This window comes from Bradyrhizobium sp. 18BD, from assembly GCF_054185225.1.
The window spans coordinates 41,710-56,982 of sequence record NZ_JAVAYL010000034.1 but is presented as its reverse complement, the minus strand read 5'-3'; the positions used below and the strand labels follow the sequence as shown (position 1 = coordinate 56,982).

Sequence of the window (15,273 nt, the reverse complement as noted above, 5' to 3'; positions counted from 1 at the left end):
CTATAATCACCCATGACTCGCCCTCCTTGCGTGAGGCTCTGCCCGGACCATCCGGGTAACCCTCGCAGTCGCATCGAGGGTGAGTCGCCCCGTTCCGCAAAGGGACATACGGTCTGAGGTGCGAGCGCAGCGAGCCTCGAAGGATGGGCGGCCCGGCTGCTGCAGCTCGTCCGTTCATCCTTCGAGGCTCCGCGCGCGCTGCTTCGCAGCGCACGCCTCGCACCTCAGGATGACGGAGCTGGAATCGCGCCTCGTGTCCGCCCATTGCGCCGCCGTTCATCTTCGCAGTGACAAATTGTTTCACGCCAGCCACACCGGTTCCACTTTCCCGGCCAATTCGGCCCCGGATGACTTCCTAAAATTTCGGTAAGCGGGTCCCGAGGTAAGGATTTCGCAAGCAATGAAAGTTACCAAAAGGTCAATCCAGCGTGGAGTATTTGAACTGTGAGCGAACCAATGGCTGAGCAGGCTGCCCAGGATAACAGCGTCGACGCCGCCGCGACCGCGCCGCAGGCTGTCGAGGCTGCCGGCATCGAGGCCCCCTCGATTGCCCCCGACCATGAGACACTGCCCAAAGCCGATCCGGTGAAGGCCGAGGCCCCCAAGGGCGAAGCTCCCAAGATCGAGCCGCCGCGGATCGAGGTGCCGAAGTTCGAAGCCAAAGCTGAGCCAAAAGCCGAGACCAAGCCCGAGCCGAAGCCCGGCAAGCTCATCGTCATGGCTCCCTCGGAGCGCTCCTGGGATCGCGAAGAGTTCGCTCCCCATGTGAAGGCGGACGAAGTGCGCGAGACTGGCAACAAGCGCCGCCTGTCGGCGATGGCCGCGGTGGTGGCGATTGCCGCCGGCGTCGGCGCCATCAGCGGCGCGCTCGCGACCGCCGGCATGATGCATTTCGCAGCCCCGGCCCCCGCGCCGGCACAGGTCGCCGACACCAGCGCGCTGGAATCCTCGGTGGCCCGGATCGATGCCGACGTCGTCGCGCTCAAGGCGAATGTCGAGCACACCTCCAAGACCGGCCTCAGCCAGTTCAACCGCGCCAACGACCGGCTCGACAAGCTCGAGAAGGCGCAGGCCGAGCCGATGGCCAAGATCGCAAAGCTGTCCGAGACCGTCGACAAGCTCCGCGCCACGTCGCCCGCCGCCCCGGCGCAGGCCGCCGCCGCCGCGCCCAAGGAAACCACGGGCTCGATCGCGCCGACCCAGGTTGCGACCGCTGCCGCAGCTCCTGCTCCAGCACTCGCGGCGCCCAAGACCGAGGTCGGCCGCCTGCCGACGCTCGAGGGCTGGAGGCTGCGCGACGTCGCCAATGGCGGCGCACTGATCGAGGGCCGCGACGGCCTCTATGAGGTCTATGCCGGCGACCCCATCCCCGGCGTCGGCCGCGTCGATGCGATCCGCCGCCAGGACGGCCGCTGGGTGGTCGTCACCAGCAAGGGCCTGATCACGGCGCGCTAGAGCCTGAGCGGCTGATATCCGATCTTCAAGAAGGCGCTTCACCACCATGTGAGGCGCCTTTTGACTTGAATAGGCCGGCTCACGCGGTGTTACTGAAGGCATGAGCCGCGCGTTGCGAATTCTCATTGCTGCCGCCGTCTTGCTGGGCGGCACTGTCTCGCTGTTCGCAGCCGAGAGCGCGGCCCTGACGCGCGGCACCGCGATCGTCGATCCCGATCTGCTGCGCAAGCTCGACCAGAACGACACGCTCACGATCCCGCGCCTGCTATGGCCGGAGCGCAGCGCGAATGCTCCCCTGACGACCGATCTGCTGTTCTCGTCCCTGCCGCAACTCAAGGACATCCCGCCCGCGATCGATGCGGAGTTCGACCGTTACGTCATCAGGCAGAAGGCGGCCTATCCGACCGAGACCATCGGCGTCGGCGAAGGCTTTGACGTGCAGCTGTTCGACCGCGCCAATCTGAAATCGCCCGACACGCGCTTCGTGCTCGCCGGCATCGTCAACCGCATGGACCGCGCCTATGTGTCGGAAGAGTCCTGCGGCGAGATCCGGCTGATCTACCGTCTGGCGCGTTTCGAGAACAAGCCGGATGGCGGCAAGACCGCGACGCGTCTGCCGATGACGTTCAATCTGGTGATGAAGGCGCGGGATGCACGCCAGAGCGATGCGAATGGCAAGCCGGTCACCTGCGCCGAGGTCGCGCGGCGCTGGCTCGACAATGGCGACTGGCTGGGGCTGATCGGCAGCAGCTCCGATGCGATGCTCGACCGCATTGAGACCAACATCCAGGTGTCGATCGCGCCGAAATCGGCGCTGCACGACTTCCGCTCCGACTATCTGCTCAAGGTGTTCAAGTACAATGCCGCGACCAAGACCTTCGGGGAGTCGACGCTGGAGAACCAGATCGATCGCGACCGGATTGTCGCGGACGACGCCCTCCGGCGCGATTTTAGGGATTGGCTGCTTGCGCCGGAAAATCTGCGTGAGTTCGATCGCGGCACGGTGCTGATTCCGGAGAAGTTCCTGGCCAAAGCCGCGGTGGTGCCGACGCCTGCCGGCCTCGATGCCTCGGCATTGCAGCCGGAGTTCGGCATGATGCAAGGGGAAGGCAACGACGAGCCCGTCTTCACCGACGACAACGTGGTCGGCGCGTTGAAGCAGGCGGCCGCGCGCGGCGACATGCAGAACATCCGCTCGGTCGCGGGCTTCCAGCGCCGCCTCAACGATGTCACCTGCGCCGGCTGCCACCAGACCCGCGGCATCGGCGGCTTCCATTTCCCCGGCGTCGACTGGCTGGCGGACAAGCCGTCCAATTCGACCATCGTGCCGGCCTCGCCGCATTTCTTCGGCGACCAGGTCCGCCGCCGCGACATCCTGACCGCGTTCGCCGCGGGCAAGCGCCCTGATTTCTCACGCGGATTTGCCAGCCGGCCGCAGACCCGGGGAAGCGCCGAACTCGCCGGCACCGAATATCAGGACGGCTGGGGCGCGCATTGTTCCCTGCAAAATGCGGGATCGGGAACGCCGGACAGGAGTTTTACGTCATGGAGCTGTGCAAAAGGTCTGACCTGTCAGGCCGCCGCGGCCTCGAGCCGCATCGGCATGTGCTTCATCAAGACGCGTTAGCGCATGATCCGGAAAAGTGTGGTGCGGTTTTCCGATCAGATCATGCGCAAGAAAGCCGATTTGGGTAGCCCATGACGGACACGAGCGAAGCCAACAAGGAGCGCAATCGCGAGATCGCGCGCAATGAGGAAGCCAAGCAGGTCACCGGCAGCATCCGCGTCAGCACCTGGGCGGTCGCGGTGGTCGTGATCGTCGGCGGCATCCTGTTCACGCTCGGCTGGCTGGCGCTGAGGTAGCTGCGCAAACTTTTCCAATTGAAAGCGCGGAACGAGCTGCTAATTGAAGCGCGGAGCGAGCTGCGGGTTCACCTCGCCCCGCTTGCGGGGAGAGGTCGGATTGCATCGAAGATGCCATCCGGGTGAGGGGGTACAGGTCTCTCGACGATCTCTCGTGTGGAGAGAGGCCCCTCACCCCAACCCTCTCAGCGCGAGCGTAGCTCGTCGTGCCCCCGTAAGAACGGGGAGAGGGAGAAGAGAGAGCACCTCACTTCGCGTGGTTCGTCATCCGCTTGCCGGGCAAGAGCTCATAAGCCGGCTTCCAGCCGGGCAGGGCGGCCATGCGGCCGAGCCAGGCGTGGACGGCGGGATGGCTCGCGGCGAAATCAAAACCGTGCTCGTCGCTCGGATAGTGCAGATAGGCCATCATCGAGATATCGGCGACCGTCGGCTTGCTGCCGATCGCAAAAGCATTGCGCTGGAGATGGCCGTCGAGAATGCCGAGGAAGTCGTCGAGCCGCCGGCGAAAATGCTTCAGCACCTGCGGGTCGTTTTTCTCGGCGAAGGCTCGCATGAAGCGATAGGTCGCCATGTAGCCGGTGAGCTTGTGGTTGTCCCAGAACAGCCAGCGCAGCAGCTCGAATTTTTCCGCCTCCGTCTCGGCGCCGAAGCGGCCGTATTGCCCGGCGGGGGGCCTTACCCCAAAGCCCCCGACGACCGCAGCTGCTTGATCGCCTTCTCGTCGTATCCCGCGCCGCGCAAAATCTCGTCACTGTGCTCGCCGACGGCGGGCGGCTTGCGCGGCTGGACTTTTTTGGCGCCGTCGATCCAGATCGGGCTGGAGATGGTGAGCATGGTGTCGTTCTCGAACGGCACCAGCACCTCGTTGTCGAGCATCTGCTTGTCGTTGGGGATGTCGTCGAGGATGCCGACGATGCCGAACACGAGGCCGTTGCCGTCGAGGATCTTGCGCCATTCGGCGAGGTCCCTGGTGGCAAAGATCTCATCGAAAATCTTGATCAGCTCCACCGAGCGGGCGTGGCGGTCGGGCTTGGTGGCGAAGCGCGGATCGGTGATGAGGTCTTCGCGTCCGAGGCACTTGGCCAGCGTCGGAAACTGCTTCTCCTCGCTCAGCAGCGACAGGATCAGCCAGCGGCCGTCCTTGCACTGATAATGGTTGGCGACGGCGTTGAGCGCGCGCTCGCGGGGCCGTCGCTCGGCGAATTTGGCGCCGCACAGCTTGGCCTGCGCCAGCACGCTCGCCGCCCATACCCCGTTCGCCATCAAATTGGAGGCGACATGCGAGCCCTTGCCGGTCTTCTCGCGCTGATACAGCGCGGTGACGATCGCGCCGTAGAACGCCATGGCGCAGGGATGGTCGCCCATGCCGGCGACCGAACGGGCCGGCGTGGTGTGGGTGTCGGCGCGGACGAGGTCCATCAGGCCGGAGCGCGCCCAATAGGCATTGCTGTCGAAGCCGGGCTTGTTGGCTTCCTCGCCCTTTTCGCCGTAGCCGGTGAAGGAGGCGTAGATCAGCCGGTCGTTGAGATGGGCGAGGTGGTCATAGGTGATGCCGAGCTTGGTGCGCACCGGCGGCGGCATGTTGGTGATGAAGACGTCGGCCTCCTCCACCAGCTTGTAGAGCACGGCCTGCGCCTCGGGCTTTGAGAGGTCGAGCGCGATGCTCTTTTTATTGCGGGCTTCCAGCAGCCACGCGTAATTGTGCTCACTGCCCGGATAGCCTGGAATGTTGGGCAGATTGCGGTAGGGATCGCCGGCACCGGGCGGCTCGATCTTGATGACGTCGGCGCCGAAATCCGACAGCACGGTGGCAGCCGCGGGCGCAGCGATGAAGCTCGCGCAGTCCAGAACCTTGAGCCCTGCAAAAATGCCCTTTTCCATCGCGGCGTTGCTCCCTCGCTCTTGTTGTTTCCCGCGCGCTGGAATTGGCGCGGGCCAAGTCATGGGAGCATTAGACCGATGTTCTGCCGGGATGCAACGGCGCCGGGCGCAGGGCGGTAATCCGTCATCCCCGCGCAACCGCGGCGCGGTTGTCGCTGGAGGTGCGAGGCATGGGACGCAACGCGGCCCATGCGGAGCCTCGAAGGATGAGCGGCCCGGCTGCAGCGGGGCCGTCGCCCTTCGAGGGCCGCTGCGCGGCCACCTCAGGGTGACGGCGAGGGAGTAAAGTTGCCGCCTCATTCCTCCCCCGCGAGCAATGCCGCATTGCCGCCCGCTGCCGCGGTGTTGATCGTCACGGTCTGCTCGGTCGCAAAGCGCGCGAGGTAGTGCGGGCCGCCGGCCTTGGGGCCGGTTCCAGACAGACCGTTGCCGCCGAACGGCTGCACGCCGACCACGGCGCCGATCATGTTGCGGTTGACGTAGATGTTGCCGACCTGGACGCGGTCGATGATGGCTTCGATCGTGTCATCGATGCGGGAATGGACGCCGAGCGTGAGCCCGTAGCCGGTGCGCTCGATCGCCTGCAGGACGCGCTCGAGGTTTTCGGCGCGGTAGCGCACGACGTGGAGGATCGGGCCGAACACCTCCTCGGTGAGCTGGCCGGCGTCCCTGAGCTCGAAGATATGCGGCGCGACGAAGCAGCCTTCCGGCGCGGTGCCGGCGAAGTGCAGCCGCGCTTCCGTCTTCATCCGCGCGATATGCGCATCGAGCCGCTGCTTGGCTTCCTGGTCGATCACCGGGCCGACATGGGTTGCGACATCCGAGGGATCGCCGATTTTCAGCTCGCGCGCCGCGCCCGCGATCATCTCGATCATGCGATCGGCGACGTCCTCCTGCACGAATAGCAGCCGCAGCGCCGAGCAACGCTGGCCGGCGGAGCGGAACGCGGAGGTCACGACGTCGTCGGCGACCTGCTCGGGCAGCGCGGTGGCATCGGCGATCATCGCGTTGATGCCGCCGGTCTCGGCGATCAGCGGCACGATCGGCCCGTTCTTGGCGGCGAGCGTCCGGTTGATCGCCCGCGCGACCTCGGTCGAGCCGGTGAAGACGACGCCGGCGATGTCGGCATGCGCGGTCAGCATCGCGCCGATGCGGCCGTCGCCGGCGACGAGATGCAGCGCGCTTTCGGGAATGCCGGCCTCGTGCAGCAGGGCCACCGCTTCGCGCGCGATGCGCGGGGTCTGCTCGGCGGGCTTTGCCACCACGCTGTTGCCGGCCATCAGCGCCGCCGTGACCTGGCCGAGGAAGATCGCCAGCGGAAAATTCCACGGCGAGATCGCGACGAACACGCCGCGGCCGCGCATGGCGAGCGCATTGCTCTCGCCGGTCGGGCCCGGCATGGCGACATCGACGCCGAACTGCTTGCGCCCTTGCGCGGCATAGTAGCGGCAGAAGTCGGCGGCCTCGCGCAGCTCCGACAGCGCATCGTCGAGCGTCTTGCCGCCCTCGCTTTGCAGCAGCGCGAGGAACTGCGCGCCGCGGTTCTCGAGCAGATGCGCGGCCTGCTCCAGCGCCGCCGCGCGCGCGGCCGCCGGCGTCCGGCTCCAGGCGAAAAAGCCGGCGCGCGCAGAAGTCACTGCCGCATTGGCCTGTTCCGGCGTTGCATCGGTGATGGGCTTGAGGCCGGATGTCCCGGCCTTGACGTCGGCGAGCAACTGGCCGAGCGCGGCACGCGCGCCGAACTCGACGCCATGCGAATTGTGCCGCTCCGGTCCGAACAGATCGCCCGGCAGCGGAATCTTGGGATGCGCTGCCGCCTGCGGCCGGACGATGGCATCCGCCGGTCGCTGCAACAGCGCCGGGACCGGCACGCGATAATCGGCGGCCTGCGCCACGAAGGACGAGTTGGCGCCGTTCTCCAAGAGCCGCCGCACCAGATAGGCGAGCAGATCGCGATGGCTGCCGACCGGCGCATAGGTGCGGTAGGCAATCTCGGGATGATCCTTGGCGAGCTGCTCGTAGAGCGCTTCGCCCATGCCGTGCAGGCGCTGGAATTCGAAGCCGCCGCTCCCGTGCGCAAGCTCCAGCACAGTCGCGACCGTCAGCGCGTTGTGGGTGGCGAATTGCGGGAAGATGCGCGGCCGCAGGCTGAGGAGTTTTGACGCGCAGGCGACGTAGTTCAGATCCGTCATCGCCTTGCGCGTGAACACGGGATAGCCGTCGAGCCCGCGCTCCTGCGCACGCTTGATCTCGGTGTCCCAATAGGCGCCCTTGACCAGCCGGACCATCAGCTTGCGGTCATGCGCGCGGGCCAGCGTATCGACATAGTCGATCACGGCGCTGGCGCGCTTCTGATAGGCCTGGATCGCCAGGCCAAATCCGTCCCAGCCTGCAAGCGAGGGATCGGCGAGCGTTGCCGCGATCACGTCGAGCGACAGCTCCAGCCGGTCGGCCTCCTCGGCATCGACGGTGAAGTTCAAATCATGCGCCTTGGCACGCTGCGCGAGGTCCAGCAGCAGCGGCACCAGCTCGGTCATCACGCGGTCGCGGCTGATCGCCTCGAAGCGCGGATGCAGCGCCGAGAGCTTGACGGAGATGCCGGGCCGGTCGGGGAGGGGATGCGGGCCTGCCGCCTTGCCGATGGTCTCAATGGCACTGGCATAGGCGTCGAAATAGCGCCTGGCGTCGGCCGCCGTGCGCGCACCTTCGCCGAGCATGTCGAAGGAATAGCGCGGCTTCTGGCCCGCGCGCGGCTTGCCCCGTTCCAGCGCCTGCTCGATGGTCTCGCCCAGCACGAAATGATTGCCCATCAGCCGCATCGCCTGGCGCGTCGCGGTGCGCACCGCGGGCGCGCCGAGCCGCTTCACCAGCCGGCCGATGGTGCCGTCGGGCGTCTCGCCGGGCTGGATCACCCGCGCCGACAGGCCGAGCGCCCAGGCGGAGGCGTTGACCAGGAACGCGGTGGACTTGGTCTCGTGATGGATGAAGTCGCCCTCGCCGAGCTTGTCCTCGATGAACTGGTCGGCGGTGCGCGCGTCCGGCACCCGCAGCAGCGCCTCGGCCAGCACCATCAATGCCAAACCTTCCTTGGTCGAGAGCGCGAACTCCCGCAGCATGTCCTCGACGCCGCCGAGCCGGTCGTCGTGCTTGCGGATCGCCTCGATCAGCCGCGTCGCGGTGCGGTCGATTCGCGCCTCCTGCGGCGGGGCCAGATGCGACGCCGGCAACAGAAGCGCGGCGATCTCGGCATCATCGGGGGCGTAGGGGGCGGTGAAGGGCGGCGGGATCTCTGGCATGGCGTGTCCTGTGGCTGAAATCCAGGGTAAGGCCCGCATGACCGTAGTTCGATAGACAAGTTAGCGATTTCGCGTTAGAAAATGAAGGTAGATATCAATATGGCCAGATAAAATATGGAACTCGATCGAATCGACCGGAAAATCCTCTCGATTTTGCAGGAAGACGGCCGAATCGCCAATGTCGAGCTCGCCGAACGCATCGGCCTGTCCCCGACCTCGATTGGCGAGCGGCTGAAGCGCCTGCAGCGGGAGGGCTTCGTCGAAGGCTACGGCGCGCGGCTCAATCCGCACCGGCTCGGCCTCGGTCTCTTGGTGTTCGTCGAGGTGCTGCTCGACAAGACCACGCCCGACAATTTCGAGCGCTTCGCACGCGCTGTGAAACTCGCGCCCGAGGTGCTGGAGTGTCACATGGTTGCAGGCGGATTCGATTATCTGGTGAAGGCGCGGCTTGCGGACATGACCGCCTATCGACGCTTCCTCGGCGAGACCCTGCTGTCGATGCCGGGTGTGCGCGAGACGCGGACCTATGCGGTGATGGAAGAGATCAAGCGCGACGCACCGTTGCCGGTGGGCTAGGGAAGTGCGGTCGCGATTGTCATTGCTGGTGGCGTTGAATCAGCGGCCTTCACGGGAAAAATAGCCATCCTTGTGCAATCGCAACGCCTGTCGTCGAATGCACTGGCCGTCTTCTAAATTTTCTTGGCCTCGCTCCCGGAGATGATCCGGGAGGCAGCGAAACGCTGACGGGCTTATACTTTGAGGTTTTCTGCGGAGGTCTTGCCCCGGTTTGCGATCTCTTCGTACTCAACCGTCTGTCCCTCGTTGAGGGTCGACAGACCGGCCTTCTGCACCGCCGAGATATGCACGAACACATCCTTGCCGCCCGACGCAGGCTGGATAAATCCATAACCCTTCGTCGGGTTGAACCACTTGACCGTACCTTTAGCCATCACGACTTCTCCGCGGGTCTTCCTCCAAGATCTCGAACCGCCAATCCCCGCCAACCGGCCGGTTCGGTCCTAACAGGATACGCGGAATGTGGCGGGCTTGGTAGCTCAAACCACATCAGCCTTTCGCCGAATTCCGCTCAACTTCGCGGCGTTTTTGCCGGTTTTGCCCGTTTCGCGGTCAAATGACCGGCATGCCGCGCGTCCTCCGTCAATACGTCGTGGCCAGATAATCGACGATCTTGCCGACGTCGGCATCGTCGATCGGTGCGCCATAGACCTTGATCATCTTGGTCACCTCGGCCTGCCAGAAGCCTTTCCTGTCCTTCATCGGCGGCTGCGTGGCGACGTAGTCGGACGAGTGGCAGGCGGTGCAATTGCCCTGCACGACCTCGAGATTGGGCCCGGGCTTGAACGTCGCGACTTCATCGGGGGTCTTGTAGTTGACCGGCGCTGCAAGGGCCGACACCACCAGGGCGGCGAGCGTGAGTGAGGCGGCGAGGAGAACGGTGCGCTGCATGATCATTCTCCCTCAGGCCACGCTGACGCGGACGGTTTCGACGACGTTGCGCAAATAACCCGCCGGGTTCCAGCGCGGCGTGTCCGGCTGCGTCTCGCCGCCATTGCCGGTAGCGCGGACCTTCAGCTCGACCTGGCCCGCCGCGAGCTTCACCGGCAGCTTCCATTCGCGGAATGCGTATTTGCCGAGATCCTTGCCGAGATTGGCATTGATCCAGGTCTTGCCGCCGTCGGAGGAGACCTGGACCTCCTTGATGCCCTTGCCGCCGTCGAAGGCGATGCCGCGCAGCGTCGTGCTGCCCGCCTTCAGCTTGGCGCCGTCGGCGACGCTGGTGATGAACGAGCGGATGGTGAAGCGGTTGATCGGGATCGTCGCCTTCGGCGTCGTGCCCGGCTCGATCGCGTTGTTCGGGGTGTCGGGGATGCGATAGGCCGACTTCATCCAGAAGCCGTCATAGACGCTGTCGATGACGGTGATCTCGTTGAGATGCTTGAGCCAGTAGGTGCCGTAATAGCCGGGCACGACCAGCCGCAGCGGGAAGCCGTTGAGGAACGGCAGATCCTCGCCGTTCATGCCGTAGGCCAGCATCACCTCGCCGTCGGTGGCGTGATCGAGATCGAGCGCCTTGACGAAGTCGGGCGTCTTGTCGCTGGCCGGGCCGTCCATACCGTTGAACGTGACCTGCTTGGCACCCGCCTGCACGCCGGCCATCTCCAGCACGGCCTTCAGCGGCACGCCGCGCCAGCGCGCGCAGCCCATGGCGCCGTTGGCGAGCTGGCCGCCGGCAACGCGCGGCTCCGAGAAACCGCGGCTGTTGCCGGAGCATTGATTGACGGCGACGATCTCGGTCGCCTTCATCTTCTTGATGTCCTTGAGCGACAACTTCAGCGGCTTGTCGACCTTGCCCTTGACCTCGAGCGTGAACTTGTCGGGGTCGAGATTGTAGGGCAGGTCGGACAGGTGGTAGCGCACGAAGAACGCGTTATTCGCAGTGATCGGCCCGTCGCTGAACACCGCGAATGGCGTCTCCAACTGCGGCGGCCGGCTGGTGAGCCCAATGAGCGGCCGCTTCTGCGGATATTTCACCAGCGGCCGTTCGCCATTGGCGAAGGGTAGCGTGACGGTGTCGAGGGCCAGCGCCTTGGTGGAATTCAGTGTGGCCGCCATGGCGGCAAGCCCCGCTCCTTTGAGCAGGTCGCGTCGATCGAACATGGGTCTCCTCCCGGAGCTTTTCGTTGAACCAGCGGTCATCACCGCGATCCCGCGTCCATCTGTCTCAACCATTTGGATGAAGTCAATTCGTGCTTTCGCAGCAAGCCCATGCCGCTGCGTTGCAGCAAGCCGGTGTTACGCTCGTAACGAGATTGGGTTGCGGCCGCGGCGACGGTGCGCTCTCTCGCCCCGCTTGCGGGGAGAGGTGGGGAGAGATCAAGCCGCGACGCGCTCGCCGCGATCAACCAGCGCCGACAGCTTCCGCGTGTCTGCAACCACGCGCACCGCCATCGGCTCGTCGCGGCCGCGGATCGCGACTTCCTGTTGCGGCAGTGCATCGTCGGCAAGGCCGGCGGTGCGGCGGACTTCCTCCGAGACGATGGCTTCGCAGACGAGCGTCTTGGTCATGTCCTGGAGGCGGGCGGCGACGTTCACGGCATCGCCGAGCGCGGTGAACACAATGTGATCGCGATAGCCGATGTCGCCGATGATGACCTCGCCGCCGTGAATGCCGATGCCGAAGCGGATCGGCTCGCGCAGATCATGACTGAGGAGCTCGTTGAGCTCGTCGATATGCGTGGCGATGCTGGTCGCGGCTTTCAGGGCCTGCCGGCAGGCGGTTTGCGGATCGGCTGACAGCCCGAACAGCGCCAGCATGCCGTCGCCGACGAACTGGTTCGGCTGTCCGCCATGCTCGATCACGGCTTGCGAGACCGCGCCGAGGAAGCGGTTGACGATGAAGACGGTGTCGAACGGCAGCCGCTTCTCGGCGAGCTGCGTCGAGCCGCGCATGTCCACGAACAGGCTGACGAGATAGCGCTCCTGGCCGATCCTGGTCGATGTCGAGGTCTGCCCGTCGGCCGAATGCGTGTGCGGGGTGAAGAGCTGGAAGAAGGAGAGGTCGCAGTCCGGCCGCAACTGACACGCCAGCCGGATCGAGGGATCGGCGGTGCCGACGCGGGCGAGCACGAAGGCCTCACGCTGCGACGGCTCGGGCAGTGCAGCATGATCGCCGATGATGCGGATGCGGCAGGTCGAGCAGCGGGCGCGGCCGCCGCACACGCTGGCATGCGGAAGATTGTGACGCAGGCTTGCTTCCAGCACCGAAAGACCCTTGGGCACGCGCACCGTCTTGCCGTTGCCGTAGGACAGCGCGATCATGCCGCCGCGCCGCTCGCGCAAGGCACGCACGCCGCGCGCCGCCAGCGCGAGTCCCAGCAGTCCGAAATATCCGATGGTGAGGCCGCCGGTGATGCGGTCGAGCGTCTCGGCCTCGGCGGCCGTGCCCAGCTGGCGGCGGGTGAGATTGTGCGTGCGCCATTCGCCGTCGTCGGCCTCGACCATGACGCTGCGGCCGCCCTGGTAGACGCCGAGCAGCGCCAGCGTCGGGATCAGCACGGCGGCTGCGAGCAGATAGGGCGCGGCGCGCGCGAAGAACGGTTTCAGGCGAAGCCAGAAATAGATGCCGATGCAGCCGTGGATCCAGGCGATGGTCAGCAGGACCGTCATCGTCCAGATGCGGTTCGACGAGAAGAACAGATAGAGTTCCTGCGGATAGAGCTTCTGGTGCCCGTACAGCGTCAGGCCGAGCCGCACGCCGATCACATGCGCCATGACGAGCGCGGGGATGCTCAAGCCCAGCACGAGCTGGAGCGGCTCGATCGTCTTCCAGCGAAACTGCCGGCGCTGATACAGCGCGTAGATGCCGAGCCCCATATGGGTCAGCGCGGCCGTGTAGAACACGATCGCAACGGGAAGGAACTGCCAGAACGCCGTGTGGTAGTAGACCCCGACCTCCATGGCATCGACCGAGATGTTGCCGAGCGCATGGTTGAGGAAATGGCTGACCACGTAGGAGAACAGGATGATTCCGCAGACCAGCCGCACCTGCCGCACGCTGGTGGCACGGACGAGTTCGGGCACGTGTGCAGGAGCGGTCGCCATGATTCGCTTGTATCAGTTCATGAAGGAGAACAGCCAGCCTAGCGTTTAATTCCGCCCGCGGACAGTTTGCCCGATCACATGCGCGGCAAGGTTACGAAACCGTAGCAAGGTTACAGAACCGTAGGGTGGGCAAAGGCGCCCACATCTCTCCGCCGTCGTCCCGGACAAGCGCAGCGAAGCGGAGCGCAGATCCGGGACCCCCGCGCGAGCGCTTGCGCTCGTCGCCATAACCACAGGGAGACGTTTGGCGAAGACTCGGAGTTATCAGGTGGGGCGGCAACCCCTCCCTGTGGTTATGGGTCCCGGGCTCGCGACTGCGCCGCGCCCCGGGGACGACACCGGCAGTTGTGGCCTCTTCCCCGCATTGACTCCCCCTCCCAGGTTGGCGAAAAGCGCGGCCGTGACGACAGCCCCTGACATCACCATGCACCCCGGCGGCGCCGCGCGCCGGCCCCTCATCATCGCCGTGCTCGTCATCGCCGCGATGACCGCGCTGCGCATCGTCTACGCCTCGGCCATCGAGCTGCGCACCGACGAGGCCTATTACTGGACCTGGTCGAAGGAGGGCGCGCTGAGCTTCCTCGACCATCCCCCGATGATCGCCTGGTTCATCCGCTTTGGCACCGCGATCTTCGGCGACACGCCGCTCGGCGTCCGCTTCGGCGGCATCGTCGCGATGCTGGTCACGCAGTTGCTGCTCGCCGACATCGTCCGTCGCCTCACCCATGATGCCCGCGCGATCTTGTTCGCGGTGCTGATGCCGGAGGCCGCGCTTTATTACGGCCTGTTGATGGCCAAGGTTGCGCCCGACGTCGCCATGATCCCGTTTGCGGTGGCGATGATGTGGTCGCTGGTGCGGCTGGCGCAGAGCGACGACGGCCGCTGGTGGCTCGCGGCCGGCTTGTTCGCCGGGCTATCGATGCTGTCGAAATTCACCGCGATCATGTTCGCGCCGGCGGTGGCCGCCTTCCTGCTGGTGCCGGATTGGCGCTGGCGCTGGCTGCGCAGCCCGTATCCTTGGCTCGCGGTGCTGGTCGCCATCGCTGTGTTCTCGCCGGTGCTGATCTGGAACGCGCAGCACGACTGGGCCTCGTTCCGTTTCCAGGGCGTGCGCGCCACCGCCAATTACGGCATCTCGCTGCGCACGATCGGCGATTACATCGGCCTGCAATTCGGCCTGGTCGGTTTCGTGATGCTGCCGGTGGTGCTCACGGGCCTCGCGATCACCGCATGGCGCGGCTATCGCACGCGTGAGCCGGTCGCGATCCTGCTGTCGACCGCGGTGCTGGTGCCGTTCCTCTATTTCCTGTTCAAGTCGTTGACGCTCCGGGTCGGCGACACCTGGCCGATGTTCATGTGGCCGGTCGGCTTTGCCGCTGCCGCGGTGAACCTCGTGATGCTGTCGCGCGAAAAATGGCCGGCGTGGCTGATCCGCTCGAGCCTGTTCTGGCTGAAGACGGCTGTTATCTCGGGTATCGCCTTCGTCGTCATCGTGTTCCTCTATTACGTCGTCGCGCCCTGGAATCTGCTCGGCAAGATCGATCCGGTCGGCGCCGAGGCCGGCTATGAGCAGGTCGCCGCGCGCGCGCAGGCCGCGCTCGACGAGACCGGCGCAACCTGGATCGCGACCACGGACTACCGCACCTACGCCATGATGCGCTGGCTGTTCCGCGGCCGCGTGCCCGTGATCGAGATCAACGAGCGCGGCCGCTTCCAGGATTTTCGCGATCCCGGCATGGACAAGGTCAAGGGCCACGCCGGCATCTATGTCGGCCGCGAGCCCGACAATCGCTCATCGCTGTGGGACAGCATCCCCGCGAAGCGCGAGCAACTCGGCCAGGTCGAACGCCGCTGGCGCGGCGTGCTGACGGATACCTATGTGATTGAGAAGCTCGATGGGTGGACGCCGGAGCTGTCACCGCCGAAGGATTCGCCGTTGTTTCAGTGGCGGGTGCTGGCCGGGGAATTTGAAGCGGGTTCGCTCGCCTAGCGTGGCCTCTTCCCTTCTCCCCTTGTGGGAGAAGGTGGCATAGGCGGCCTGCGGCCGCCGTTCTTAGGAACGCCGAAGCGGAGCTTCGGCTATGGCGCCGGATGAGGGGTCTCTATCCATACGGATAGATCTGTATTCGCGGAGGGATACCCCTCACCGGTCTCG

11 protein-coding genes and 1 pseudogene are annotated in these 15,273 nt (G+C 65.6%); 5 read left to right on the top strand and 7 right to left on the bottom strand.

Features of this window, described 5'->3' with window-relative positions; genetic code table 11:
• Window positions 1-456 precede the first annotated feature (456 nt).
• From RAD16_RS38910 to RAD16_RS38900, 3 genes are all read left to right on the top strand, one after another.
• Window positions 457-1,455, top strand: coding sequence for a hypothetical protein (locus RAD16_RS38910; protein ID WP_458163156.1), 999 nt, complete (start codon window positions 457-459; stop codon window positions 1,453-1,455).
• A 100-nt stretch (window positions 1,456-1,555) separates the two neighbouring features.
• A complete protein-coding gene (locus tag RAD16_RS38905) occupies window positions 1,556-3,082 on the top strand; it encodes a hypothetical protein (protein WP_458163155.1) in 1,527 nt (508 codons plus the stop codon).
• 71 nt (window positions 3,083-3,153) lie between these two features.
• Window positions 3,154-3,318 carry a hypothetical protein gene (locus tag RAD16_RS38900; RefSeq protein WP_370986189.1) on the top strand — a complete coding sequence of 55 codons (165 nt, stop codon included), beginning with the start codon at window positions 3,154-3,156 and terminating at the stop codon, window positions 3,316-3,318.
• Window positions 3,319-3,565: 247 nt separating this feature from the next.
• Here the strand turns inward: RAD16_RS38900 and RAD16_RS38895 are convergent.
• From RAD16_RS38895 to putA, 3 genes and pseudogenes are all read right to left on the bottom strand, one after another.
• Window positions 3,566-3,985, bottom strand: a pseudogene (locus RAD16_RS38895) (glutathione S-transferase family protein); the annotation flags it as partial.
• An 8-nt stretch (window positions 3,986-3,993) separates the two neighbouring features.
• Complete coding sequence (locus RAD16_RS38890) at window positions 3,994-5,199, bottom strand: CaiB/BaiF CoA transferase family protein (protein WP_458163154.1); 1,206 nt, start codon at window positions 5,197-5,199, stop codon at window positions 3,994-3,996.
• Between the two features lie 296 nt (window positions 5,200-5,495).
• Window positions 5,496-8,495: a bifunctional proline dehydrogenase/L-glutamate gamma-semialdehyde dehydrogenase PutA gene (putA, locus tag RAD16_RS38885; RefSeq protein ID WP_458163153.1), complete on the bottom strand. Its 3,000-nt coding sequence runs from the start codon at window positions 8,493-8,495 to the stop codon at window positions 5,496-5,498.
• Window positions 8,496-8,609: 114 nt separating this feature from the next.
• On the opposite strand from putA, the gene RAD16_RS38880 reads away from it, so the two are divergent.
• Window positions 8,610-9,071 (top strand): Lrp/AsnC ligand binding domain-containing protein, encoded by a 462-nt coding sequence (locus RAD16_RS38880; protein WP_018643717.1) that lies wholly within the window; start codon window positions 8,610-8,612, stop codon window positions 9,069-9,071.
• A gap of 173 nt (window positions 9,072-9,244) precedes the next feature.
• Here RAD16_RS38880 and RAD16_RS38875 read toward each other — a convergent pair whose 3' ends face one another.
• The 4 genes from RAD16_RS38875 to RAD16_RS38860 form a co-directional block, all read right to left on the bottom strand.
• Window positions 9,245-9,445 (bottom strand): cold-shock protein, encoded by a 201-nt coding sequence (locus RAD16_RS38875; protein WP_008563500.1) that lies wholly within the window; start codon window positions 9,443-9,445, stop codon window positions 9,245-9,247.
• Between the two features lie 208 nt (window positions 9,446-9,653).
• Window positions 9,654-9,962 carry a SorB family sulfite dehydrogenase c-type cytochrome subunit gene (gene sorB / locus RAD16_RS38870; RefSeq protein WP_458163152.1) on the bottom strand — a complete coding sequence of 103 codons (309 nt, stop codon included), beginning with the start codon at window positions 9,960-9,962 and terminating at the stop codon, window positions 9,654-9,656.
• A 12-nt stretch (window positions 9,963-9,974) separates the two neighbouring features.
• Entirely contained in the window at window positions 9,975-11,174 is a 1,200-nt protein-coding gene (gene sorA / locus RAD16_RS38865) for a SorA family sulfite dehydrogenase catalytic subunit (protein ID WP_458163151.1), read from the bottom strand.
• A gap of 216 nt (window positions 11,175-11,390) precedes the next feature.
• Window positions 11,391-13,118, bottom strand: a complete 1,728-nt coding sequence (locus RAD16_RS38860) for an adenylate/guanylate cyclase domain-containing protein (RefSeq protein WP_458163150.1) — start codon at window positions 13,116-13,118, stop codon at window positions 11,391-11,393.
• Between the two features lie 424 nt (window positions 13,119-13,542).
• On the opposite strand from RAD16_RS38860, the gene RAD16_RS38855 reads away from it, so the two are divergent.
• Complete coding sequence (locus tag RAD16_RS38855; protein ID WP_458163159.1) at window positions 13,543-15,108, top strand: glycosyltransferase family 39 protein; 1,566 nt, start codon at window positions 13,543-13,545, stop codon at window positions 15,106-15,108.
• The last annotated feature ends 165 nt before the right edge of the window (window positions 15,109-15,273 follow it).

Coding starts and splice junctions, on each gene's coding strand:
- RAD16_RS38910 (WP_458163156.1), top strand. CDS start 457: ATGGCTGAGCAGGCTGCCCAGGATAACAGCGTCGACGCCGCCGCGACC.
- RAD16_RS38905 (WP_458163155.1), top strand. CDS start 1,556: ATGAGCCGCGCGTTGCGAATTCTCATTGCTGCCGCCGTCTTGCTGGGC.
- RAD16_RS38900 (WP_370986189.1), top strand. CDS start 3,154: ATGACGGACACGAGCGAAGCCAACAAGGAGCGCAATCGCGAGATCGCG.
- RAD16_RS38890 (WP_458163154.1), bottom strand. CDS start 5,199: ATGGAAAAGGGCATTTTTGCAGGGCTCAAGGTTCTGGACTGCGCGAGC.
- putA (WP_458163153.1), bottom strand. CDS start 8,495: ATGCCAGAGATCCCGCCGCCCTTCACCGCCCCCTACGCCCCCGATGAT.
- RAD16_RS38880 (WP_018643717.1), top strand. CDS start 8,610: ATGGAACTCGATCGAATCGACCGGAAAATCCTCTCGATTTTGCAGGAA.
- RAD16_RS38875 (WP_008563500.1), bottom strand. CDS start 9,445: ATGGCTAAAGGTACGGTCAAGTGGTTCAACCCGACGAAGGGTTATGGA.
- sorB (WP_458163152.1), bottom strand. CDS start 9,962: ATGCAGCGCACCGTTCTCCTCGCCGCCTCACTCACGCTCGCCGCCCTG.
- sorA (WP_458163151.1), bottom strand. CDS start 11,174: ATGTTCGATCGACGCGACCTGCTCAAAGGAGCGGGGCTTGCCGCCATG.
- RAD16_RS38860 (WP_458163150.1), bottom strand. CDS start 13,118: ATGGCGACCGCTCCTGCACACGTGCCCGAACTCGTCCGTGCCACCAGC.
- RAD16_RS38855 (WP_458163159.1), top strand. CDS start 13,543: ATGCACCCCGGCGGCGCCGCGCGCCGGCCCCTCATCATCGCCGTGCTC.